This window comes from Polynucleobacter sp. AP-Melu-500A-A1 (assembly GCF_018882125.1).
Taxonomy (GTDB): Bacteria; Pseudomonadota; Gammaproteobacteria; order Burkholderiales; family Burkholderiaceae; genus Polynucleobacter.
Window position 1 is genome coordinate 238,788 of record NZ_JACVOZ010000001.1, and the last position, 24,053, is coordinate 262,840.

23 protein-coding genes are annotated in these 24,053 nt (G+C 45.4%); 14 read left to right on the forward strand and 9 right to left on the reverse strand.

The window, feature by feature from the left end:
- Nucleotides 1-40: 40 nt before the first annotated feature.
- From ICN38_RS01280 to rpmH, 6 genes are all read right to left on the reverse strand, one after another.
- On the reverse strand, nt 41-1,906 hold the full coding sequence (locus tag ICN38_RS01280) for a phosphoenolpyruvate carboxykinase (GTP) (protein ID WP_216254125.1): 1,866 nt from the start codon (nt 1,904-1,906) through the stop codon (nt 41-43).
- 89 nt (nt 1,907-1,995) lie between these two features.
- Nucleotides 1,996-3,357 carry a tRNA uridine-5-carboxymethylaminomethyl(34) synthesis GTPase MnmE gene (gene mnmE, locus ICN38_RS01285; RefSeq protein ID WP_216254128.1) on the reverse strand — a complete coding sequence of 454 codons (1,362 nt, stop codon included), beginning with the start codon at nt 3,355-3,357 and terminating at the stop codon, nt 1,996-1,998.
- A gap of 43 nt (nt 3,358-3,400) precedes the next feature.
- Nucleotides 3,401-5,074, reverse strand: a complete 1,674-nt coding sequence (gene yidC / locus ICN38_RS01290; RefSeq protein WP_216254132.1) for a membrane protein insertase YidC — start codon at nt 5,072-5,074, stop codon at nt 3,401-3,403.
- A 15-nt stretch (nt 5,075-5,089) separates the two neighbouring features.
- Complete coding sequence (gene yidD / locus ICN38_RS01295; RefSeq protein WP_216254136.1) at nt 5,090-5,323, reverse strand: membrane protein insertion efficiency factor YidD; 234 nt, start codon at nt 5,321-5,323, stop codon at nt 5,090-5,092.
- A 1-nt stretch (nt 5,324) separates the two neighbouring features.
- Nucleotides 5,325-5,642, reverse strand: a complete 318-nt coding sequence (gene rnpA / locus ICN38_RS01300; RefSeq protein WP_255562662.1) for a ribonuclease P protein component — start codon at nt 5,640-5,642, stop codon at nt 5,325-5,327.
- A gap of 10 nt (nt 5,643-5,652) precedes the next feature.
- Nucleotides 5,653-5,787 (reverse strand): 50S ribosomal protein L34, encoded by a 135-nt coding sequence (gene rpmH, locus ICN38_RS01305; protein ID WP_011903922.1) that lies wholly within the window; start codon nt 5,785-5,787, stop codon nt 5,653-5,655.
- Nucleotides 5,788-6,009: 222 nt separating this feature from the next.
- On the opposite strand from rpmH, the gene dnaA reads away from it, so the two are divergent.
- The 10 genes from dnaA to ICN38_RS01355 all read left to right on the forward strand — a co-directional run bounded on the left by dnaA (nt 6,010) and on the right by ICN38_RS01355 (nt 16,693).
- The gene (dnaA, locus tag ICN38_RS01310; protein ID WP_216254138.1) at nt 6,010-7,434 is read left to right on the forward strand and encodes a chromosomal replication initiator protein DnaA; all 1,425 of its coding nucleotides are present in this window, start codon (nt 6,010-6,012) and stop codon (nt 7,432-7,434) included.
- A 264-nt stretch (nt 7,435-7,698) separates the two neighbouring features.
- On the forward strand, nt 7,699-8,814 hold the full coding sequence (gene dnaN / locus ICN38_RS01315) for a DNA polymerase III subunit beta (RefSeq protein WP_216254140.1): 1,116 nt from the start codon (nt 7,699-7,701) through the stop codon (nt 8,812-8,814).
- A gap of 11 nt (nt 8,815-8,825) precedes the next feature.
- Nucleotides 8,826-11,324: a DNA topoisomerase (ATP-hydrolyzing) subunit B gene (gene gyrB / locus ICN38_RS01320; protein WP_216254143.1), complete on the forward strand. Its 2,499-nt coding sequence runs from the start codon at nt 8,826-8,828 to the stop codon at nt 11,322-11,324.
- 3 nt (nt 11,325-11,327) lie between these two features.
- The gene (locus ICN38_RS01325) at nt 11,328-11,819 is read left to right on the forward strand and encodes an SET domain-containing protein (protein WP_216254145.1); all 492 of its coding nucleotides are present in this window, start codon (nt 11,328-11,330) and stop codon (nt 11,817-11,819) included.
- A 17-nt stretch (nt 11,820-11,836) separates the two neighbouring features.
- Nucleotides 11,837-12,061: a DUF3717 domain-containing protein gene (locus ICN38_RS01330; protein WP_216254148.1), complete on the forward strand. Its 225-nt coding sequence runs from the start codon at nt 11,837-11,839 to the stop codon at nt 12,059-12,061.
- Between the two features lie 65 nt (nt 12,062-12,126).
- Nucleotides 12,127-12,924, forward strand: a complete 798-nt coding sequence (locus tag ICN38_RS01335) for an ABC transporter ATP-binding protein (protein WP_216254151.1) — start codon at nt 12,127-12,129, stop codon at nt 12,922-12,924.
- Nucleotides 12,921-13,625 (forward strand): ABC transporter ATP-binding protein, encoded by a 705-nt coding sequence (locus ICN38_RS01340; RefSeq protein ID WP_216254154.1) that lies wholly within the window; start codon nt 12,921-12,923, stop codon nt 13,623-13,625. The genes ICN38_RS01335 and ICN38_RS01340 overlap by 4 nt, the downstream gene beginning before the upstream one ends.
- A gap of 28 nt (nt 13,626-13,653) precedes the next feature.
- The gene (locus ICN38_RS01345) at nt 13,654-14,850 is read left to right on the forward strand and encodes an ABC transporter substrate-binding protein (RefSeq protein WP_216254157.1); all 1,197 of its coding nucleotides are present in this window, start codon (nt 13,654-13,656) and stop codon (nt 14,848-14,850) included.
- 2 nt (nt 14,851-14,852) lie between these two features.
- Nucleotides 14,853-15,737 (forward strand): branched-chain amino acid ABC transporter permease, encoded by an 885-nt coding sequence (locus ICN38_RS01350; RefSeq protein ID WP_216254160.1) that lies wholly within the window; start codon nt 14,853-14,855, stop codon nt 15,735-15,737.
- Entirely contained in the window at nt 15,734-16,693 is a 960-nt protein-coding gene (locus ICN38_RS01355) for a branched-chain amino acid ABC transporter permease (protein ID WP_216254163.1), read from the forward strand. The genes ICN38_RS01350 and ICN38_RS01355 overlap by 4 nt, the downstream gene beginning before the upstream one ends.
- 1 nt (nt 16,694) lies before the next feature.
- On the opposite strand, the gene ICN38_RS01360 is transcribed toward ICN38_RS01355, so the two are convergent.
- The 3 genes from ICN38_RS01360 to ICN38_RS01370 are packed head-to-tail and all read right to left on the reverse strand — an operon-like array spanning nt 16,695 to nt 19,655.
- Nucleotides 16,695-17,702 carry a phosphotransferase family protein gene (locus tag ICN38_RS01360; RefSeq protein ID WP_216254166.1) on the reverse strand — a complete coding sequence of 336 codons (1,008 nt, stop codon included), beginning with the start codon at nt 17,700-17,702 and terminating at the stop codon, nt 16,695-16,697.
- A 13-nt stretch (nt 17,703-17,715) separates the two neighbouring features.
- Nucleotides 17,716-18,486: an SDR family NAD(P)-dependent oxidoreductase gene (locus tag ICN38_RS01365; protein WP_216254168.1), complete on the reverse strand. Its 771-nt coding sequence runs from the start codon at nt 18,484-18,486 to the stop codon at nt 17,716-17,718.
- Nucleotides 18,486-19,655: an acyl-CoA dehydrogenase family protein gene (locus ICN38_RS01370; protein ID WP_216254169.1), complete on the reverse strand. Its 1,170-nt coding sequence runs from the start codon at nt 19,653-19,655 to the stop codon at nt 18,486-18,488. The genes ICN38_RS01365 and ICN38_RS01370 overlap by 1 nt, the downstream gene beginning before the upstream one ends.
- 157 nt (nt 19,656-19,812) lie before the next feature.
- Here ICN38_RS01370 and ICN38_RS01375 point away from each other — a divergent pair, with 157 nt between their 5' ends.
- The 4 genes from ICN38_RS01375 (at nt 19,813) to ICN38_RS01390 (ending at nt 24,031) form a co-directional block, all read left to right on the forward strand.
- Entirely contained in the window at nt 19,813-20,550 is a 738-nt protein-coding gene (locus tag ICN38_RS01375) for a TSUP family transporter (protein ID WP_216255153.1), read from the forward strand.
- A gap of 106 nt (nt 20,551-20,656) precedes the next feature.
- Nucleotides 20,657-22,576, forward strand: coding sequence for a tRNA uridine-5-carboxymethylaminomethyl(34) synthesis enzyme MnmG (gene mnmG / locus ICN38_RS01380; RefSeq protein WP_216254170.1), 1,920 nt, complete (start codon nt 20,657-20,659; stop codon nt 22,574-22,576).
- Nucleotides 22,573-23,241: a 16S rRNA (guanine(527)-N(7))-methyltransferase RsmG gene (gene rsmG / locus ICN38_RS01385; RefSeq protein WP_216254171.1), complete on the forward strand. Its 669-nt coding sequence runs from the start codon at nt 22,573-22,575 to the stop codon at nt 23,239-23,241. Before mnmG ends, rsmG begins: the two co-directional genes overlap by 4 nt.
- Nucleotides 23,242-23,260: 19 nt before the next feature.
- Entirely contained in the window at nt 23,261-24,031 is a 771-nt protein-coding gene (locus ICN38_RS01390) for a ParA family protein (RefSeq protein WP_216254172.1), read from the forward strand.
- Nucleotides 24,032-24,053 lie beyond the last annotated feature (22 nt).

Sequence of the window (24,053 nt, forward strand, 5' to 3'; positions counted from 1 at the left end):
ATAACTGAATCTAGATAAATCGTTTAGTGCTAAATGAAACTTAAGCGTTCAAACGTTGTTCGATTTTTGCGCGAGTCTCTTTCATCTCTTTTGGCAAACGATCGCCAAGGTGATCAAACAACTCTGTGTGTAACTTCAGCTCATTTTTCCAGTCATCAATTCCGACTGTAATCGCCTTAGTAAATTTCTCAATAGAGTAATCAAGACCGCCCCAGTGCATATCACTATATTCTGGAGTAATACCAAAAGGAGTTTCTTTGCCGCTTGCTTTACCTTCTGCGCGCTCTAGGATCCAAGAAAGAACGCGCATATTCTCGCCAAAGCCAGGCCATACAAACTTACCATTTTCATCTTTGCGGAACCAATTGACACAATAGATCTTAGGTAGTACAGCGCCATCAGCCTCTAACTTCTTGCCGACGTTAAGCCAATGTTGAAAGTAATCACTCATGTTGTAGCCAGCAAATGCAATCATCGCAAATGGATCGCGACGCACTACGCCAATTTGGCCAGTAATTGCTGCGGTGGTTTCAGAGCCTAAAGTTGCGGCCATGTAGACGCCTTCAACCCAATCACGCGCTTCGCTAACCAAAGGCACGGTATTTGAACGACGCCCACCAAACAAGAACGCATCAATAGGAACACCGTCTGGATCATCCCACTTAGGATCAACCGCAGGGTTGTTGGTAGCAGCAACGGTGAATCGTGAATTTGGATGCGCAGCTTTACGGCCGGCTGCGCCATCTGCAGGAGTCCAGTCTTTTCCTTGCCAATCGATCAAATGTGCTGGGGGTGTTTCAGTCAAACCTTCCCACCAAACATCACCATCGTCAGCTAGCCCAACGTTCGTGAAAATCACATCTTGGTTCAAAGAGTCGATACAGTTTTGATTGGTTTGACGGTTTGTGCCAGGCGCCACGCCGAAGTAACCAGATTCTGGGTTAATAGCAAACAGGCGGGTTTTGCCAGTAACCGGGTCTTTGCGAGGCTTGATCCATGCAATATCGTCGCCAATAGTAGTGACCTTCCAGCCATCAAACCCTTTTGGAGGAATCATCATGGAGAAGTTTGTTTTGCCACAAGCAGATGGGAACGCGGCTGCGATATGGTATTTCTTGCCAGCAGGTGATGTCACGCCCAAGATCAACATATGTTCTGCTAGCCAACCTTGCTCGCGCCCCATGTTGGAAGCAATGCGTAAGGCAAAGCACTTTTTACCCAGCAATGCGTTGCCGCCATAGCCTGAGCCAAAAGACCAGATCTCACGGGTTTGTGGGTAATGAACGATGTACTTGTTCTTATTGTTTGGCCATGCAACATCTTTTTCACCTGCAGCCAATGGCTTACCTACAGTATGAATACAAGGAACAAATTCGCCATTCGTACCAAGCTGGTCCACAACTGCTTTGCCCATGCGGGTCATCAAGCGCATGTTAATTGCAACATATGGGCTATCTGATAGCTCAACACCAATGTGTGCGATTGGAGAGCCGATTGGGCCCATTGAGAATGGCACTACATACATTGTTCTACCGCGCATGCAACCATCAAATAGTGGCTGCAATGTAGCGCGCATTTCGCTTGGCTCAACCCAGTTATTGGTTGGTCCTGCATCTTCTTTTTTAGCAGAGCAAATAAAGGTTCGATCTTCAACGCGGGCCACATCTTCTGGATCAGAGAGGGCCAAGAATGAATTTTTACGCTTAGCGGGGTTTAAGCGCTTAAATACACCCGCTTGTACTAGTAGTTCGCAGAATTCGTCATATTCAGCTTGAGAACCGTCACACCAACGGATGTGATCAGGTTTAGTCAAAGCAGCAATCTCGCCAACCCAATCAATTAAGCGCTTATTTTTTACGTAATCTGGCGCATTGACATTAATTTGTCCGCTTGTAGCAGTAGTCATGTGTTTTCCTATGAAGTTTTAATTTTTTAATCCGACGATTTTATCATTTTGGTCATATAAGCGGCCATCCCCAAGGGGGGATGAACCCTCTATTTGCCAATACAGAATTGGCTAAAAATTTTGCCCAAAAGATCGTCTGGAAGGAGTTTTCCGGTAATTTGTCCGAGGTGATTTTGAGCCAAAAATAGCTCTTCTGCGAATAATTCAAGCGAACTGTTGCCATTTGCTGCGAATTCTTCTGATTTTTCAATATGTTCCGCGGCACGCTCAATGCAATCTAAATGCCTGGAGCGAGCCAAAATGGCACCTTCTTGGGGGCCGGCCCAACCAACTGCTTGCAATATTTTTTGCTTGAGGGCCTCAACACCATGACCAGTTTTGGCGGAAATCAACAAAATATTGCCTTGGGCGATCCTGGGTGGTGCAGCAAACAAATCTACCTTATTCAGAACATCTAAAACCGGACACTTTGGAGAAAGCTCGCTCAAAATCTGTTCTCGAAGGTTATGGGCATCAGCTTGAGTTTCTATATCACTCAGAAAAATGACCAAATCAGCCATGCGAATCGCGTCCCAAGACCTTTCGATCCCCTTGGCTTCCAGCACATCAATCGTTTCTCTGAGGCCAGCGGTATCAATAATGTGAATAGGAACACCCTCAATATTGATGCTTTCCTTTACCCGATCTCTAGTTGTCCCAGCAATCGGGGTAACGATTGCCACCTCTTCGCCTGCTAACCTATTTAGAAGGGAGCTTTTACCAACATTGGGTGCCCCAGCCAAAACAATATGAATACCATCACGCAAAATTTTTCCCTGTTTCGCGCCAGCACGCAAAGCCTGTAATTTTGTTTTCACTGCTAATAAACGCTGACGCGCCTGGGCATTTTCCAAAAACTCAATTTCTTCTTCTGGAAAGTCGAGGGTAGACTCCACCAAGATCCGCAATTGCGTAATCTCTTCAATCAGCGCGTTGATGTCATTAGAAAAGGTGCCCTGTAATGAACGAGCTGCGCCACGCACTGCGGCCTCACTTTGTGCGTCAATTAAATCTGCGATCGCCTCTGCTTGGGCCAAGTCTATTTTGTTATTGAGATAGGCACGAAGTGAAAACTCTCCCGGCTCAGCAATGACAAGGCCCTCATCTTTTCCAAGCTCAAGACAGCGTCGCATCACTAGCTCAAGGAGTTGTGGTCCGCCATGGCACTGAAGCTCTAGGACATCCTCGCCAGTAAACGATGCAGGCGATGAAAAATAAATAGCAATTAACTGATCAATAGTTTGACCGTCAGAATTGCGCAAGGTCAGTAAATTAGCTTGCCTTGGCTTTAGTGTTTTTTGAAAGAGGGCCTTAGTGATAGCCTCTAAATTTTTGCCGCTAATGCGGACTACGCCAACCCCAGCTTTACCAGGAGCTGTTGCTACAGCAATGATGGGCAATTGTCTTGTCATCATTGCTGTGCATTTTCCATTGGATTGTTATGCCATTAAAAAATTACTTGGCGTGTTTTTTTCCAAACATTTGGTTGATCTGCCATTGCTGTGCAATTGACAATAGGTTGTTAACAACCCAGTACAAAACCAAACCAGCAGGGAAGAAAAAGAACATTACCGAGAATACGATCGGCATATACATCATGATTTTGGCCTGAACTGGGTCAGGTGGCGTAGGATTTAACTTCGTTTGCACAAACATTGAAGCGGCCATGATGAGCGGCAAGATGTAATACGGGTCAGGAATTGACAGGTCATGTATCCACAAAATCCAAGGTGCGCCGCGCATTTCAACAGAAGACAAAAGCACCCAATAAAGAGAGATAAACACCGGTATCTGAATTACCACTGGCAAACAACCGCCTAAGGGATTAATTTTTTCTTTGCGGTACATTTCCATCATTGCTTGATTTAGCTTTTGTGGTTCACCCTTGTACTGCTCTTTCATTACCATTAGGCGTGGTTGCACTTCTTTCATGCGTGCCATAGATTTATAGCTTGCAGCGGAAAGCGGGAAGAACACCAACTTAATCAAAATGGTAAGCAAGATGATGGACCAACCCCAATTACCAACATAACCATGAATCTTTTCTAACAACCAGAAAATAGGCTTGGCCAAAATAGTCAGATAGCCATAGTCTTTTAATAATTCGAAGCCAGGAGCGATTGTTTCAAGCATGCTTTCTTCTTGTGGGCCCACAAAAAGGCGTGCTTTTTCTACAACCGTGCTGCCAGGGGCAACATCGCCAAGAGGCGTTTGGATGCCAATACGATACAAGCCGTTATCTATTTTTCCTGCATAGATATCGCGCGCAAATTTATCACCAGGAATCCAGGCGCTTGCAAAATAATGTTGCACCATAGCGACCCATGCTGGATCGCCTGCGGGCGCCTGGGCTGGAATGGTAATCTTATTTTTATCAATCTCGGTGAATTCGAGCTTATTAAATTTTTCTTTGCCGGTGTAGACGGCGGGGCCCGTAAAGGTGCTTGCAGAAAACGCTCCGTCAAAAGGGCCAATCTTTTGTTCCTGTGATGCATCACGCACAATCTCGGTATAGAGAACAAGCGGACTAGTGTTTGCGCTTGCCTGTGTAACGCGATGGCCAACATCCACTACATAACTTCCGGGGTTGAGGATGAATGTTTTTTCTAACTTCACGCCATTTCGCTCGCTCGCTAGCGTAACAAACGGCCTACCTGAACCATCTTTGCCAGATTGAAGTAGTTTAAAAGTGCTTGTGTGATTTGGTAAGTCAGCATTGCCAAGCGCCACCAATCCAGAGCGAGCAAAGTATTTATGTGTTGGCGTGTATTGAAAAAGTTCTACTGGTTTTTGTTCGGCAGTAAAAGCTTTTAATAATTTGGCATCAACTACGTTTGCGCCAACCGCACTAATTTCTAATTCCAAAACATCATTCTTTAAAGTAAACTTTTCGGCGCTTTCAATATTGCCAGGATTTACTACAGGCGCAGCGGGCTTGGCTGCATTACCAAGCGCCTGCACAGGGGCGTCTACTTTATTGCCTACAGAAGTCTTCTCGACGCTTACCGGGGCACTAACCGGAGTGCCACCAAACAGGGATGGCTTGCCATCGTGAACTTGCCAATTGTTGTAAAGCATCAGGCCCGACATAGAAAACACGGCCCAAAGAATTGTTTTTTTAAAATCCATTTGTGTTCACTTAAGTTAATGAGATGTTTGTTTTACAGCGGGATCATAACCGCCGTGTGACAAAGGGTTACAACGCAATATACGCCACACACTAAGGCCAAAGCCCTTTATAAATCCGTAATGCGTAAAACAGTCGCAAGCATATTGGGAGCAGCTGGGCACATACTTACAGTGCATGCCTAAATAGGGGCTTAAGAACAGTTGATAGAGCTTAATCAACCTAATTGATGCGGCATTCAAAGGGCGCACGTTAAATTAGCCCCGTCATTTGTTGGCGCAAAAGATCTTTCTCTTTTTTTCTGAGCTTGCCCCGAGTTTCACGCCCAATTGGCTTTTTTAACTTAACCACCACATCGCTTTTCAATGTTGCGGCTTGGGCCGTCCAAACTAACTCTCGAATCATTCGCTTTAAGCGATTGCGATCAACCGCCCGCTTAGCGAGCTTCTTAGCCACTGCCACTCCTAAGTCCGGTTGCTTTCCGTCTTGGGCCGAAGCCAAATACATACCCCAATACAAGCTTGTCTTAGGGCGTGTTTTTAGTAATTCAGAAATCCTTGCGCTGTTCAATGTCTAAAAATTAAACGGCCAAACGTTTGCGACCTTTTGCGCGGCGTGCGTTTAAAACTGCGCGCCCGCTTTTGGTTTTCATGCGGATGCGAAAACCGTGGGTACGTTTACGGCGGGTTACTGAGGGTTGGTATGTTCTTTTCATGATAGATCCTAGGAAAACCAAGTATTTTCCTTGTTGCGGAGCAAAAGGTCAATCAATCCTGATGAATATGTAGGTGTTTTTCTCTATTTTTGTGAGATTTTTTCTTAAATCACTAATTTACAAGGTGTTTTTCTCTTTATACACAAGTTATCCACAGCTTTTCCACGATTTTTTAGCTTGTGGATAACTTTGCCTCATCGCTACAATGGATCCTCTAAAAATATGAGTAACTTACAAAATCCTCCCGCCTTGAATTCAATCAGCCCACTGGGTTTTTGGGACAGCGCTATTGGCGCTCTATCCCGCGAACTATCGCCGCAGCAGTTTAAAACCTGGATACAACCCTTGTCCCTGGTATCTTTTGATGAGAGTGATCACTTACTAACAATAGGTGCGCCCAACCGTTTTAAGTTAGATTGGATTAAAAAGACTTTTGCTGATCGCTTTCAAGAGCTAGCGTCCCAATATTTTGGACTGGCAATCAATGTCAATTTTGTACTTAATGTAGAGCTCACCTCAAGCCCCAATCCAAGCCCTGTTGTCGACCTAAGCACTTCGGCAGCCAAAGAGCTTGGAGAAGTAGAGCCTGTCATTTTGGTTGAAGAGCAGTCTTTTGAGATTGAGGATCACTCAAAACTCAATCCAAACCTAACATTCGAAACGTTTGTTACTGGTAAGGCCAACCAACTGGCACGCGCAGCATCTATTCAGGTGGCACACAACCCAGGAACCTCATACAACCCAATGTTTTTATATGGTGGGGTTGGTTTGGGCAAAACCCACCTAATTCATGCGATTGGCAACCACCTTTTAAAAGAGAAGCCCAACGCCAGAATTCGCTACATTCACGCAGAGCAGTATGTTTCTGATGTAGTGCGAGCCTATCAACAAAAGGCTTTTGATCGCTTTAAGCGCTACTACCACTCACTTGACCTGCTGTTGATTGATGACATTCAGTTCTTCAGCGGCAAGTCTCGCACCCAGGAAGAGTTCTTCTATGCCTTCGAGGCACTTTTAAGCAATAAATCACAGGTCATTATCACTAGCGATACGTACCCAAAGGAGATGGCTGGCATTGATGATCGACTCATCTCGCGGTTTGACTCTGGCCTTACGGTGGCAATAGAGCCCCCAGAGCTTGAGATGCGTGTGGCTATTTTGATGAAAAAAGCGGTTAGCGAAGGAATCCCCATGAGTGAGGATGTGGCGTTTTTTGTTGCCAAGCACTTACGCTCAAATGTTCGGGAGCTGGAGGGCGCGCTACGTAAGATTTTGGCCTTTGTCCGTTTCCATGGCCGGGAAGTAACAATTGAGGTTGCCAAAACAGCCCTAAAGGACCTACTGTCAATTCAAAATCGCCAAATTTCAGTAGAAAATATCCAAAAGTCGGTGGCCGACTTTTACAGCATTAAGGTGGCGGACATGTATTCCAAAAAGCGTCCTGCCAATATTGCACGCCCGCGACAGATAGCAATGTTTATGGCTAAGGAATTGACCCAAAAAAGCCTGCCTGAGATAGGCGAACTATTTGGTGGTCGCGACCACACCACCGTTTTACATGCTGTTCGGAAGATTGCGGAAGAGCGCTCACACGATAGTCAGCTGAATCACGAAATCCACGTGATTGAACAAACGCTGAAAGCCTAGGTTTTGGCCTGTGGATAAGGTTGTGGACAAGCCTAGGGATAAGTTTGGGGATTGTGTGTGGATAAATTGTGGAAAGCTCACGCTTCATGCAAAAATAGGATACTGAACAAAAGTTATCCCCTTTTTATGCAGCGTTTATACAGAGGTTTTCCACAGGTTTTTTTGTCTTTAGTTTGTTGTTTTATATAAGGTTTTTGACTTATCCACCGAAAAATAGGCCCTTACTATTACTACTAATAAGATATATACAAGGATTTAAAAGCAATGCAACTCGTTAACACTTCTCGCGATAGCCTACTAAAACCTCTCCAGGTTGTTAGTGGCATTGTTGAACGTCGACATACCCTACCTATCTTGGCAAATCTTTTATTTAAAAAGAATGGCGAGAAAGTTTCCTTTATTTCCACGGACATTGAAATCCAAATTACAACAAATGCTAATTTTGGTGTCGGTACTGAAGAGGTCACAACAACGGTTGCGGCACGCAAATTATTGGATATTTTGAGAGCGCTGCCTGAGGGCCCCGTTTCTTTAAATCTGAAAGATAACCGCATGGTTGTTCAAAGCGGCAAGAGTCGTTTTTCTCTTCAAACCTTGTCTGCAACCGAGTTTCCAGTAATGCAAAGTGTCGGTGAGGTTACCGCTGCTTGGAAGATGTCGCAAAAAAGCTTTCGTCAGCTTATCAGTCAAGTCCATTTCTCAATGGCCCAGCAAGACATTCGTTATTACCTAAATGGCATGCTGCTCGTTATAGAGGGTAAGGAAGTTATTGCTGTAGCCACAGATGGGCATCGTCTCGCGTATTCACGTGTGGAATTAACTGAGGCTCCATCGGGGTCTGGTCAAAGACAAGAAATTATTATTCCTCGCAAAACAATTTTAGAGTGCCAGCATCTGCTTGATGACTCTGACGAAATATTGGAAATCAATTTAACAGCGAATCAGGTGAAATTTTCTTTTGGTGATATCGAGTTAATTTCAAAACTTGTAGAGGGAAAGTTTCCTGACTTCCAGAGGGTTATTCCAAAAGGTCAAAAAAATTCATTGGTTGTGGGCCGTGATCTTTTGCAAGCCGCGCTTCAACGTGCAGCCATCCTGACTACGGACAAATTTAAAGGTGTCCGTTTCTCTTTGTCACCCAATCGCATTACCGTTCAATCAACCAATGCCGAACAAGAAGAGGCTCAAGAGGAGATTGAAGTTGAATATGGTGGCGATGCGGTAGAGATTGGCTTTAATGTAAGTTATCTACTTGATGTTCTATCCAACCTAAAAAATGACAAGATTCAAATTAGCTTAGGTGATGCAAACAGCAGCGCTGTAATTACTCTGCCTGGCTCAGAGAATTTTAAGTATGTTGTGATGCCAATGCGTATTTAATTTAGAAAAAAATGACTGAAGAAAAAAAAGTAGTAGAGCAGTATAGTGCAGCATCGATTCAAATTTTAGAGGGTCTTGAGGCTGTTCGTAAGCGCCCAGGAATGTATATCGGAGATACCTCTGATGGTACGGGCCTTCACCACCTTGTTTTTGAGGTTCTAGACAACTCCATTGATGAGGCCTTGGCTGGCTACTGTACTGAAATTACGGTGGTGATCCAAACCGATAACTCCATTTCGATTGTTGACAATGGCCGTGGCGTTCCAACCGGTATTAAGTACGACGACAAACACAAACCCAAAAGAAGCGCCGCAGAAATTGTGATGACAGAGCTGCATGCTGGCGGCAAGTTTGACCAAAACAGTTATAAAGTTTCAGGTGGTTTGCATGGTGTAGGAGTTAGTTGCGTAAACGCGCTATCCAAATGGCTAAAGCTAACCATTCGTCGCGATGGCAAAGCGCACTACATGGAATTTGCACGCGGCGTTATTCAAAACCGCAATATTCAAGAAGAGAATGGTGTTGCAACCTCACCGATTACCGTGACCGGTGATACAGAGCTATCTGGTACTGAGGTGCATTTTTTAGCCGATGAAACTATTTTTGGAAACGTAGAATTTCATTATGAAATTCTTGTAAAGCGCATTCGTGAACTCTCCTTTTTAAATAATGGGGTACACATCAAGTTGATTGATCAACGTACAGGCCAAGAAGAGGACTTTGCTTATTCTGGTGGCGTTAAAGGGTTTGTTGAGTACATCAACCAAAACAAAACTGTTTTACACCCGAATATTTTCTACGCCGAAGGTATCCGCCCATCAGACTTAGGTGGCAACATTACGGCTGAAGTTTCAATGCAGTGGAACGATAGCTTTAGCGAACAAGTACTTTGTTTTACAAACAACATTCCTCAGCGCGATGGCGGTACTCATTTAACCGGCTTACGAGCGGCAATGACTCGGGTCATCAACAAATACATTGATGAAAATGAGGTTGCAAAGAAAGCAAAAGTAGAAATTTCTGGCGACGATATGCGAGAGGGTCTGGCATGCGTTTTATCGGTTAAGGTTCCGGAGCCAAAATTCTCCAGCCAAACTAAAGATAAGCTCGTTTCTAGTGAAGTGCGCGGCCCGGTAGAAGAAATTGTTGCAGAAGCCCTAAGCGCATATCTTCAAGAGCGCCCAGCAGACGCAAAAATTCTTTGTGGAAAAATTGTTGATGCTGCTCGTGCGCGAGAAGCTGCACGCAAAGCGCGCGACATGACAAGACGTAAGGGCGTTTTAGATGGTTTGGGTTTGCCTGGGAAGTTGGCTGACTGCCAAGAGAAGGATCCTACCAAATCAGAGCTGTTTATTGTCGAGGGTGATTCAGCGGGCGGCTCTGCAAAGCAGGGGCGTGACCGCCGCTTCCAAGCAATTCTTCCTCTAAAAGGGAAAATCCTCAACGTAGAAAAAGCCCGCTTTGACAAAATGCTGGCGAGCCAAGAGGTGGTCACATTAATTACTGTTTTAGGTACCGGCATTGGTATCGAAGAGTACAAGGCTGATAAGTTGCGCTATCACCGCATCATCATCATGACCGACGCGGATGTAGATGGAAGCCATATTCGCACCCTTTTGCTCACTTTCTTCTATAGACAAATGCCGGAATTAATTGAGCGTGGCCACATCTATATTGCTCAGCCGCCGCTATACAAGGTAAAGTTTGGGAAAAATGAGCAATATATTAAGGATGATGCAGAGCTTAATCAGCTGCTGTTAAAGATAGCGCTTGAAACGGCGTCACTGCAAACGCCCTCAGGCGAAATTATTGAGGGCGAAGCTCTTAACGAGCTAGCAAAACACTATCAAGTGATCCAGTCAATTGTTGACCGGCTATCGCGCACCATTGATGAGGACGCGTTGCGCGCCATTGCATCCGGCACCCAACTAAACCTGGATACCGAAAGCTCTGCCAACGAATCTGCTGCGCGTCTGAGGTTAGCTTTGACCGACTCTTTAAACCCTTTGGCCTTGCCGCCAGAAATCATTGTTCAAAAAGAAGAGCGCACAGAGCGCTTCAAGCTTCTTCTATCCCGCCGCATCCATGGAAACCTAAAGCTATCTTCCATTAACTCAGATTTTGTTCACGGGGACGATTATCAAAGCCTTGCAAATGCTGCAGCCGTTTTATCCGGCAAAGTTTTGCCAGGCTCAAAAGTGCGCCGTGGAGATCCAGATAAGAATCAAAAAGAACAAATCATCAGCAACTTTCGGGGCGCGTTCTCCTGGCTGTTATCGGAAGCTGAGCGCGTACTAAGTCGTCAGCGCTATAAAGGTTTGGGTGAAATGAATCCATCGCAACTATGGGAAACAACTATGGATACAAATTCACGCACACTCCTACAAGTAAAAATTGAAGATGCAATTGCTGCAGACCAGGTCTTTACAACCCTGATGGGCGATGATGTGGAGCCGCGTCGTGCCTTTATTGAAAAGAACGCGCTGATCGCACGTAACCTAGACGTTTAACTTATGAAATCAAAAAAAACAAAACCACCGAAGGTGGACCGATCTTCTGTCGTTGTGAAAACCTCCCCTATACATGGCAAAGGGGTTTTTGTTGTTAAGCCGATTAAGAAGGGTCAGGCTATTATTGAATATAAGGGTGAGCGCATTAGTTGGAAGTTGGCAGAGAAGCGCCACCCGCACGATCCAAAGGATCCAAACCACACCTTTTATTTTTCCTTGGACGATGGTCGTGTAATCGATGCTAAATACGGCGGCAATGCAGCGCGTTGGATTAATCATTCTTGCAAGCCGAGTTGTGAAACAAAAGAAAAAGAAATTAATGGTGAGCCCCGCGTGTTCATTTATGCGAAGCGCTCATTAAGGGTTGGTGAGGAGCTCTTTTACGATTACTCGCTCGATGTTGAGGGCCGAGTTACTAAGCAAATGAAGAAAGATTACGAGTGTCGTTGTGGCGCAAAGAAATGTCGCGGCACTATGCTCGCTGTCGAAGACTAATAAAGCATTCATAGATCATGTTGTATGTAACCATTCAAGAGCTTGAGGCGGCGATTAATTACTGGCGCAGCCAATCTCCGGCGGAAGGCGAGGAGTTGCGCTTATGCCCCGAGGCGGCCACTCTTGCAAAGCCTTATGCGCTGATGATTGTTCAGGGCGCTCAACGCGTACCTTTGGATGTTTTGGATGGTACGGCGAGAACCGCCATTCAAAAATTTCTAAAAATAAGTCAATCGTCTTAAACACCAAACCTTTTAGGGTTTAGGGTTATCGCTATATAAAGCAAGCCCATCTTGCGGTATCCTCAATGTCTTGCCCCAAACAAGGGACAGAGGGTACGAGATTGCAAGAAACAATATTAAAAACCATTGGGCTAGGGAAATCTTTTAAAGGTTTCTCTGCAGTAAGTGATGTTAATTTAGACGTCACCAGGGGAACCATTCATGCATTGATTGGGCCCAACGGCGCCGGCAAAACCACCTGTTTCAATCTTCTGACAAAATTTCTTGAACCATCAAACGGACAAATTCTATTTAATGGTTTTGATATTACAAAAGAGGCGCCCGCACAGATTGCGCGACGTGGAATTATTCGCTCTTTTCAGATTTCAGCAGTTTTCCCCCATTTAACAGTTTTAGAAAATGTTCGTGTTGCACTGCAGCGAGAGTTGGGCACAGAGTTTCATTTTTGGAAATCTGGTGAATCCCTCAAGGTTCTAAATGGGCGCGCCATGGAGCTTCTTCATGAGGTTGGTTTGGAAGAATTTGCCCACGAACAAACTTTAAATCTAGCGTATGGCCGAAAGCGAGCATTGGAAATTGCAACTACCTTAGCAATGGAGCCAGAGCTAATGCTTTTAGATGAGCCTACGCAGGGCATGGGGCATGAGGATGTAGAGCGTGTAACGGAGCTAATTGACCGCGTCGCTAAAGGCCGCACTATTTTAATGGTTGAGCACAATATGAAGGTGGTGGCCTCTATTGCTGATCGGATTACCGTACTCCAACGTGGGGCGGTTTTAGCAGAGGGCTCCTATCAAGAGGTTTCTAAAAACCCATTAGTGGTCGAGGCATATATGGGCAGCCATGGAGGCGACGCTTTATGAGCGACATGGCGCTAGAGGTTAAAAATTTAGAGTCTTGGTATGGGGAGTCTCATATTTTGCATGGCCTAAACTTTGCAGTGCGCGATGGCGAGGTTGTGACTCTTTTGGGCAGAAATGGTGCTGGCAGAAGTACCATGCTTAAAACTATTTTAGGTCTGACTAGCAAACGAACAGGCTCTATCCGTGTTTTTGGTAACGAGACTATTAATTTACCAACTTATCAAATTGCACGCCTGGGGATTGGCTATTGCCCAGAGGAAAGAGGTATTTTTGGTAGCCTAGATGCTCAAGAAAACCTCCTGCTTCCTCCAAAAATTTCTTCTGGTGGCATGGAATTAGAAGAAATTTACGAGATGTTCCCCAACCTTTATGAAAGAAGAAATAGTCCCGGCACCAGGCTTTCTGGCGGCGAGCAGCAAATGTTGGCGATGGCGAGGATTTTAAGAACTGGCGCCAAACTTTTGCTGTTAGATGAGATCACCGAAGGGCTTGCGCCTGTGATTGTTGAAAAACTTGGCGAGGTTGTTTCTAAATTAAGAAACAGGGGCTTTACGATTGTGCTGGTGGAGCAAAACTTTAGATTTGCAGCTGAGCTTGCGGACAGACATTATGTGGTTGAAAGCGGTTTGATAGTCGAGGTGGTGGAACGTGCAGACTTAAAGGCGAAGGCCGAAGTCTTAAATGGTTTTTTGGGCGTTTAGTTGAGTATTTACTTTTAAAGGAAAAATAATGAAACGGACTTTAATTTCTATGGCAGTAGTGGCTTTAGCCGCAGCCTCTAGTAGTGCAAATGCAGCCGATCCAACTGCCGTAAAGATCGGTTTTATTACCGATGTCTCGGGCCTATATTCAGACATTGATGGTCAGGGTGGCTTGGAGTCAATCAAAATGGCTATTGCCGACTTTGGTGGCAGTGTTTTAGGTAAAAAAATTGAAATAGTTTCTGCAGACCACCAAAACAAAGCAGATATCGCAGCATCAAAAACCAGAGAGTGGATTGACCAAGATGGCGTAAGCGTTATTTTTGGTGGAACCAATTCTGGAACTGCTTTGGCAACTTCAAAAGTGGCTGCAGAGAAAAAACGAATCTACATTAATAATGGAGCAGGAACTTCCGCGTTAACGAATGAGCAGTGCACCCCCTACACCATTCACTACACCTATGACACGGTTGCCTTGGCATACGGCTCAGCTAGAGGGATGATGAATAAGGGCTTAAAGACTTGGTATTTTTTAACAGCTGACTACGCTTTTGGATATGCCCTTGAGAAAGACGCAACGAATGATATTAACGCCCTTGGTGGAAAGGTTTTGGGGACATCTAAGCATCCATTAAATGCTAGCGATTTTTCATCTTATTTATTGCAGGCGCAGGCCTCAAAAGCACAGGTCTTGGGTTTGGCTAATGCAGGTGGCGACACAATTAATTCCGTTAAGGCTGCCAATGAGTTTGGTATTACCAAAACCATGAGGATTGCTGGTTTATTGGTATTCATTACCGATGTGCACGCAATTGGCATCCAAAATGCACAAGGCCTACTGGCTACCGAGGCCTGGTATTGGGATCAAAATGACCAAACTCGTAAGTTTGCAAAACGTTTCTTTGAAAAAATGAAACGCATGCCAACCATGGTTCAAGCAGGAAATTATTCATCCACGATGACGTATTTGAATGCTGTTAAAGCTGCTGGCACTAGTGATTCAGACAAGGTGATGCAGCAAATGCGCAAGGTCAAAATTAACGACATGTTTACAAAAAATGGCTATATCCGCAAAGATGGAACCATGGTCCATGACATGTATCTGTATGAAGTTAAAACACCAAGCGAAGTTAAAAGCCCATGGGATTACTACAAGCTAGTTGCGACCATTCCGGGTGACAAGGCATTTGCTCCAGAGTCTTATTCTCAGTGCAGCATTAAGTAATTTTGGAAATCTTCGGCCTTTCTATTTCTGCTTTGTTAAGCCAGCTCCTTTTGGGGCTGGTTAACGGCAGTTTTTATGCAATCCTGAGTTTAGGGTTGGCAGTGATATTTGGCCTTTTAAATGTGATTAACTTTTCACATGGCGCCATGTTTATGTTGGGCGCCATTGTGACTTGGATGGCTGGACAATATTTTGGAATTAATTATTGGGTGATGTTGTTGCTGGCGCCGATCATTGTTGGCCTTGTTGGCGTTTTAATTGAGCGTTTATTGCTCAGGCATTTATATAAACTCGATCATTTATATGGACTGTTATTGACTTTTGGTTTAACGCTATTTATCGAGGGCGTACTGCGCTCCATTTATGGCGCTTCTGGGTTATCTTATAGCGCTCCCGAGGCTTTGCGCGGAGCTACTGATTTGGGCTTTATGGTGTTGCCAAACTACCGTGCATGGGTTGTGGTTTCTTCTCTAACAGTGTGTTTTGCCACTTGGTACGTGATAGAAAAAACCAGTATTGGAGCCTATTTACGCGCCGGTACAGAAAACCCAAAACTGGTTCAAGCATTTGGAGTGAACTTTCCGTTGATGACAACCTTAACCTATGGATTTGGTGTGGCGCTAGCCGCTTTCTCGGGCGTGCTAGCTGCGCCGATCATTCAGGTTTCACCGCTAATGGGTTCTAACCTCATCATTATTGTTTTTGCTGTGGTGGTGATTGGCGGCATGGGATCTATCATGGGCTCAATAGTCACCGGCCTAGGATTGGGATTGGTTGAGGGCCTGACTAAGGTATTTTATCCAGAAGCATCAAGTACTGTGGTGTTTGCGATCATGGTGATTGTTTTGCTCTTTAGGCCAGCAGGCCTTTTTGGGCGGGAAAAATGAAATCACTTAAATTCTGGCTTTTTCTAGCTGTTTTTGTTGTCGCAATTGCGGCGCCATTCTTTGCCTATCCGATTTTTTTAATGAAAATTTTATGCTTTGCTCTTTTTGCAGCAGCATTTAATTTATTGCTGGGATATACCGGCCTTCTTTCTTTTGGCCATGCCGCCTTTTTTGGTGGCGCGGGATATTGTGCAGGCTATTTGATGCGCGACATGGGAGCGGGACCCGCGCTTGGTATAGCGCTGGGGGTCATATTTGCTGCTGCCTTGGGCGCGCTGATTGGTGGCTTGGCGATTCGCCGTCAAGGGATTTATTTTTCAATGATTACCCTTGCTTTGGCACAGATGTTTTACTTTATATGCCTACAAGCTCCAGCCTCTGGTGGGGAAGATGGTTTTCAGGGCATTCCGAGAGGTGTGTTGTTTGGCTTTATCAACTTACAAAATGATTTAAATCTCTACTATTTTGTTTTAGTTCTTGTGCTTGCTGGATTTTTATTTATTGCCAGAGTCATCACTTCTCCATTTGGACAGGTATTAAAAGCCATTAAAGAAAATGAGCCTCGCGCAATATCTTTGGGCTATAACGTTAATCGTTTTAAGTTTTTAGTATTTATTTTGTCTGCTGCACTTGCTGGCTTGGCGGGCAGTGCTCAAGCGCTAGTTTTGGGTTTTGAGACCCTCACCGATGTTCATTGGAGCATGTCAGGCCTAGTCATATTAATGACCCTTGTGGGCGGGGTTGGTACTTTGGCGGGCCCTTTTGTGGGAGCCTTGGTAATCGTTTTGCTTGAACACAGGGTAGGTGAGATTGGAAACTTCTTGGCTCAAATTACTGGAGTGACTTGGTTTAACTCTTTAGGTGAGTCAGTCACCATCGTTACGGGCTTGATATTTGTTTTCTGCGTAATGGCTTTTCGCCGCGGCTTGGTTGGGATCTTTACTAAAAAGCAGTAAATTACTGTTGAGCACAAGCCCAACCTAGATCAGCAAGCGCCCCCGATTTTGTTCCGTTTTCAATTGCATCGCTTGCATTGGCATTGCCATCCATCGCGCGTTTGGTAATGCCATGCAAAATCGCTGAAATTCGGAATAAGTTGTAAGCCATGAGGAAGGGCCAGTGCTCTGATATTGAGCGCCCAATTCGTTTTTCGTATAAGGCAATATATTCAGCTTCACTAGGAATTCCTAAGGTGGCGAGGTCTAGTCCTTGTATCCCACGCCAAAGGGTGGGCGCAATTCTCCAAGCCATGCATTGATATGCAAAATCTGCCAAAGGATTGCCAAGGGTAGAAAGCTCCCAATCTAAAACCCCAATGATGCGAAAATCCGTTTCGTGAAAGATAAGGTTGTCCATGCGAAAGTCACCATGGATTAGTGAAGTTGTATCTTCTGCTGGAATATGCTCAGGCAACCAGTTCATCAACTTATGAAGAGAATCAGGAATGGCAATATTGGCTTCACGCACTTGTCTAGACCAGCGCGTTATTTGCCGCGAAAAATAATTACCAGGCTTACCAAAGGTTTCTAATCCAAGCGATACATAATCTAATCCATGTATTGCAGAGATAGTCTGATTCATTTGCTCATAAATCTGATAGCGCTCGCGAGGTAGAAGGCCTGGCAAAGATTGGTCTACGAAGACCCGCCCATCAAGATATTCCATAATGAAAAAGGCCGTTCCAATAATGCTTTCATCTTCACAATAAGCCAGCATTTTGGGGACAGGAACATCTGTACTAGCTAGCGCTTTCATGACGCGATGCTCTCGATCAACCGCATGCGCTGATGGCAATAAAATACCGCCCGGTTTTTTTCTGAGCACGTAATGCGAGTTGCCATTACTAATTTTGAATGTTGGGTTAGATTGGCCGCCAGTTAATTGGTTAAGCTCTATCGGACCCTTGGTCAGCCCCAATGCATTTAAGTACTCAGCAAGCGCTTGTTGAAAAGAGAGGGCTTGCATAGTCGATTTGTATTTATAAGCCGTTGATGAGGTGGCCGCCATCTACCGCAATAGTTGCCCCGGTCATTGCATTGCTGGCTTCAGAGGCTAAGAGCAATAATGGCCCATTCAAGTCTTCTAGATTATTGAAGCGCCTTGAAGGTATACGTGCAAGAATTTTTTGTCCTGCCTCACTTAGTAGAAAGTCGCGATTGAGATCGGTAATGACATAACCGGGTAATAACGCGTTGACACGAATTTGGTGGCGCGCAAGCTCTAGTGCCATGACTTTGGTGCTTTGGATTACCCCTGCCTTAGAGATGACATAGGGGGCAACACCACCAATAACGCGCTCCCCCAAAATAGAGGAAATATTGACAATATTGCCAGGCGTATTAGTGGCAACTAAGCGTCGTGCAGCCTCGGTTGCAACCAGCCATGAACCCTTTAAGTTGGTATCAATTACACGATCCCAGTCTTCCTCGGTTTGATCAAGCAACTTGCTATTAATACTCATGCCCGCGTTGTTAATAACAATGGTTGGCAAAGACCATGTCATCATTTCATCGAAACACTTCACTACGCTTTTTTTGTTCGTGACGTCTAATTCAAATGCCTTTGCTTGGCCGCCCAATAGGGTGATTTCATCTACAACAGACTGTAGTTGCTCTATGCGGCGTGATGCAAGGGCTACTTTTGCACCTGTTTGAGCCAGTAGCATGGCGCAGTGCTTGCCAATTCCACTAGAGGCGCCGGTAATAAAGACTGTTTTGTTATCCAAGCGAAACAGCTGATTAATATCCATTACTTGAGTTCTTTGTTTGCAATAATTTTGCGCGCCATACTCCAGCGGTGTACCTCGTTTGGCCCATCATAAATTCGGAAGCCACGCATATCTTTAAAAATTTTCATGAGTACAGTTTCGCCAGTGACTCCTTGGCCGCCTAAAATTTGTACGCAGCGATCAATGACTCGCCACTCAGCTTCGGAGCAAATTACTTTGGCACGGCTTGATTCAAAATTACAAGACTGCCCTTGATCTAAAAGCCATGCTGTATGCCAAATATTTAACCGAGAGGTTTGTAAATCTATATCGTTATCTGCCAACATGAACCCAGTGCCTTCATGCTCACCCAAAACTTTCCCAAAGGCTTCTCTTTTACTTGCGTAGGCAACCGCAATATCGTGCGCGCGTTGTGCTTGACCAAGCCAGCGCATGCAATGGGTTAGTCGAGCCGGCGCTAGACGTATCTGTGCATTCTTAAATCCTTTGCCTAGCTGGCCCAGTATCTGTTTGGAGGATACGCGCAGCTTAGTAAACTCCAGAACGCCATGCCCGCCAGTAAAGCAACTATCCATTGCATCCATATTACGAATCAGCTTTATCCCGGGATCCATCATGTCTGAGAGAAACATAGTTGCAGACCCGTCTTCACCGCGCGCCATGATGATTACAAAATCAGCGCCATTGGCCCCAGTAATAAACCATTTGCTGCCATTGATAAGATAGTCTTCACCATCTTTGGTGGCAGTTGTCATGAGCATTGAAGGATCGGAGCCAGCGCCAGGAGCAGGCTCTGTCATGGCAAAGCATGAGCGAATTTTTCCTGCAACTAGAGGCCGTAGCCAGCGCCCTTTTTGTTCTGGACTGCCAATGGCTTCTAGTAAATGAATATTGCCTTCATCAGGGGCATGAATATTCATCGCGGTCGGCCCCAAGGTGGAGTAGCCAGCTTCTTCAAAAACAATGGCTTTTTCTATATGGCTTAAACCTAATCCCCCCATTTCAATAGAGGCATGTGGCGTGAGTAAGCCTGCTTTACGTGCTAACTCAATTAACTCTCTACGTAGATCTTCCCCCGGGCCATGTTCGCTTTGCCGCGGGTCTTTTTCAAATGGGATGATTTGATCGCGTATAAATGACCGTGTCCGATCCCGCAACTCTTCTAGTTTGGGCGTTAAAGAGAAGTCCATATTTTGATTGTAATAGCAGGGAAAACTGAAATCACACTTAAAATTTCCTATGACTAAAATACCTTTTGAATAAGGCTACTACGTAAGACCTTATGAATATTTTTTGATTGAGCCCCTAATCGAATTTTCTATTTTGATATGGCCATTGCTTTTGGCGATGGCCTTTTTTGCAGGTCTTGTAGATGCTGTGGCTGGCGGCGGCGGATTGATTCAAGTCCCAGCCCTTTTCGCCGCCTATCCTGATGCACCGCCTGCAACACTGCTCTCGACCAACAAGGTTTCCGCTGTTGGTGGAACCTTAAATGCTGCACGAAAATATTTGCGCCACGTTTCGCTACCTTGGGCGATTGTTGGGCCCGCCATCATTGCTGGTTTTGTTGGTTCACTATTGGGCGCCAATGCAGTAAGTAACTTTCCAGCAGAACCATTGCGTAAGGCGCTGCCTTTCGTTTTGTTATTTCTTTTGTTCTATACCTTCTTTCAACCCTCGCTTGGCAAAGCTCATGCCCCCAGAGGGGCTAGTCGCTATCAGCAATTCAAAGGGGTTCTGCTAGGTCTCATTATTGGTTTTTATGATGGATTTTTTGGTCCCGGCACCGGGAGCTTTTTGTTATTTGGTTTTGTGCGCTTTTTCGGTTTTGACTTCTTGCATGCCTCTGCTGCCACAAAGCTTGTGAATGTATCTACGAATTTGGCGGCAATTCTGATGTTGGCCAGTCTTGGCCAAATTAATTGGCCACTTGGTTTAGCCATGATGATTGCTAATATTGCTGGTAGTCAGTTTGGAAGTCGATTGGCAATTCAGCACGGAAGTGCCTTTGTGAGAAAAGCTTTTCTAGTAATTGTGAGCGTCTTGATTATGAAATCTGCATGGAACGCATATTTTCTCAATTAAATCAGTAGCTTACGATATATTGTTTTTTTGAGGCCAAATTAGTCCCCTTTTTGTTTCACGTGAAACAAACAAAATGCTATGATCATCGCCCTATCTGAGGCAAATCATGCGTTATTCCAAAAGTTTCGATGTCATCGTAGTTGGCGGCGGTCATGCTGGGACTGAGGCCGCCCTCGCCGCAGCGCGCTTGGGATGCGACACCCTTTTAATAACCCATAGCATTGAAAATCTAGGGGCAATGAGTTGCAATCCTTCTATTGGAGGAATTGGCAAGGGCCATCTAGTTAAAGAAATTGATGCCATGGGTGGAGCGATGGCGGCTGCCACTGATGAGGCAGGTATTCAGTTCCGGATTCTGAACTCAAGCAAAGGGCCCGCTGTCCGCGCTACCCGCGCGCAGGGAGACCGCGTTTTATATAAGGCAGCAATACGTCGCCGACTTGAGAATCAAGAAAACCTTAGCCTTTTTCAGGCTGCGGTAGATGATCTCCTGGTGCAGGGCGACCAGGTTCGGGGCGTTATTACCCAAATGGGCTTGGAATTTATAGCCAAAAAAGTTGTTTTAACCGCAGGCACCTTCTTAGATGGAAAGATTCACGTTGGCTTGAATAACTATGCCGGCGGTCGCGCTGGAGATCCGGCCGCAGTTTCACTTTCAGCACGTTTAAAAGAGTTAAAGCTTCCACAGGGAAGGCTAAAGACAGGAACTCCACCTCGAATTGATGGCCGCACTATTGATTTCTCCGTGATGCTTGAGCAGCCAGGGGATTTAGACCCAGTTCCAGTCTTTTCGTATTTGGGCCGTCCAGAACAGCATCCAAAGCAGGTCCCCTGCTGGATTTCGCATACGAATGAAAAGACCCACGACATTATTCGTGGTGGCCTTGATCGCTCCCCAATGTATACCGGTGTAATTGAGGGGGTTGGACCACGCTACTGCCCTTCCATTGAGGATAAGATTCACCGTTTCGCTTCCAGAAACAGCCACCAAATCTTTTTAGAGCCCGAAGGCCTAACAACCAATGAGTTTTATCCAAACGGAATCTCAACCAGCCTTCCTTTTGATGTGCAGTGGGACCTGGTTCGCAGCATTCGTGGCCTGGAGTCGGCCGTCATTGTCCGTCCCGGTTATGCGATTGAGTATGACTTCTTTGATCCCCGCCAATTACGCCATAGCCTTGAGACCAGAGCTATTGGCGGCCTGTATTTTGCGGGCCAGATTAATGGCACGACTGGCTATGAAGAGGCAGCAGCCCAAGGGATGTTAGCGGGAATTAATGCTGGTTTGGCTGCAAAAGGCAAAGAACCTTGGATTCCAAAGCGAAGCGAGTCTTATATTGGTGTTTTAGTTGACGATTTAATTACACGAGGGGTACAAGAGCCTTATCGGATGTTTACGAGCAGAGCAGAGTACCGCCTGAGCTTGCGTGAAGATAATGCGGATATGCGCTTAACGGCCATTGGGCGTGAGTTTGGCTTGGTAGATGATTACCGCTGGGAAGTGTTTTGCCGAAAACAAGAGGCTGTTTCACGTGAAACATCGCGTTTGCAGGATATTTGGATTGGGCCTAAACATGAAGCAGCCAGCGCCGTTTCTCAGCTCTTAGGCCAAGATTTGTCCCATGAGTGCAATTTGGCCGATCTTTTGAGGCGGCCTGGTGTTGCCTATGAGGCAATTATTGGCATTGCAGATGGCATATGGTCACCCGGATCGCTAGACCAAGATCTTGGCTTGGCACAGCAAATCAGCGACCAAGTAGAGATTTCAGTCAAATACCAGGGCTATATTGATCGCCAAGCGGCTGAAATTGCACGCCAAGAACACAATGAAAGCTTCCCCCTTCCCGAGTCTTTGGATTACACCAAGGTGGTAGGGCTCTCCAAGGAAGTTCAACAAAAGCTCAACCTACATAAACCTACAAGCCTAGGTCAGGCCGGCAGAATTTCAGGGGTGACCCCTGCAGCGCTTTCCTTGCTCTTGGTGCACCTGAAAAAGGGTTTGGGGCGCCCCCAAGAAACCGCATGAACGAGGGCCTGCTTGCTCTAGGGATTCAGGACTTAGGCCTGAATTTAAGTGATTCTAATATTGCTGATTTAGAGCTTTTTTTGCAAGAAATGGGCCGTTGGAATCAGGTGCATAACTTGACGGCTATTGAAGGCGAGCAAGAATCCATAAGGCTGCATCTTATTGATTCTATTGCTGTTTTACCTATTATGAGACAATTTCTTAAAGAGGCTTCCCCCAAAATTGCTGACCTTGGATCGGGCGGCGGCCTACCAGCAGTTCCGATTGCAATTGTGCAGCCCGAGTGGCATTTGACCTTGATAGAGGCAGTTCGCAAAAAGACCGCATTCTTGCAACATGTTCGCGGAAAGTTAAAGCTTAAAAACATTGAAGTACTGAGCGAACGAGTTGAAGATGTTGCAGTGCAACAAAAAGCACAATTTGATGCCGTCATTTCGCGCGCGTTTACAAACCTTGCCCGCTTTTTAGATCTTTCATTGCCATTTCTCAAGCCCAATGGCCTGGTCTTCGCTATGAAGGGCAAGCGCGCAGACGAAGAAATGCAAGAAGTTTGCATGGATGATTGGCAGTTGTTGGCTGATGAACCCTTGCATATTCCCAATTTATCTGTGGAGCGGCGTTTTTTAGTACTGCGCCCCATGAGAAAATCACCCCTCTCCTTTTAGGCAAAGTTACTAAGTAGCCATGGCAAAAATATTCTGCATTGCAAATCAAAAAGGCGGGGTTGGCAAAACCACTACCGCTGTTAACTTAGCTGCAGGCCTAGCGGGTCTTAAGCAGCGTGTATTGCTCGTCGACCTCGACCCTCAAGGTAATGCAACAATGGGATCAGGTATTGAAAAGGCAGATCTAAGCGTCAGTATTTATCAAGTATTAATTGGTCTTTCGGCTGTAAAAGATTGCACGCAGCGATGTGAAAGTTCAGCATACGACGTGCTGCCTGCCAATCGCGATCTAGCGGGCGCAGAAATTGAATTGGTGGATATCGATGCGCGCGAATCTCGTTTAAAAGATGCGCTTGCGCAAGTGGCCAATGACTATGATTTCATCCTGATTGACTGTCCGCCAGCTTTATCGCTGCTGACACTCAATGGATTGTGCGCAGCAAACGGCGTCATCGTTCCTATGCAGTGTGAATATTTTGCGCTGGAAGGCTTATCGGATTTAGTTAACACCATCAAACAAGTTCATGCAAACTTAAATCCCGACTTAGTCATTATTGGTCTGTTGCGTGTGATGTTTGATTCGCGCATGACATTACAACAACAAGTTTCAGAACAGCTTCTGGAGCACTTTGGCGACAAAGTATTTAAGACCATTATTCCTCGCAATGTACGCTTAGCAGAAGCCCCATCTTATGGGCTTCCAGGGGTGGCATTCGACAAATCATCACGAGGCGCAAAGTCCTATTTAGAGTTTGGCGCTGAAATGATTGAGCGCATTAAGCAAATGTAATTTCTGGAAAGATTAAAAGATC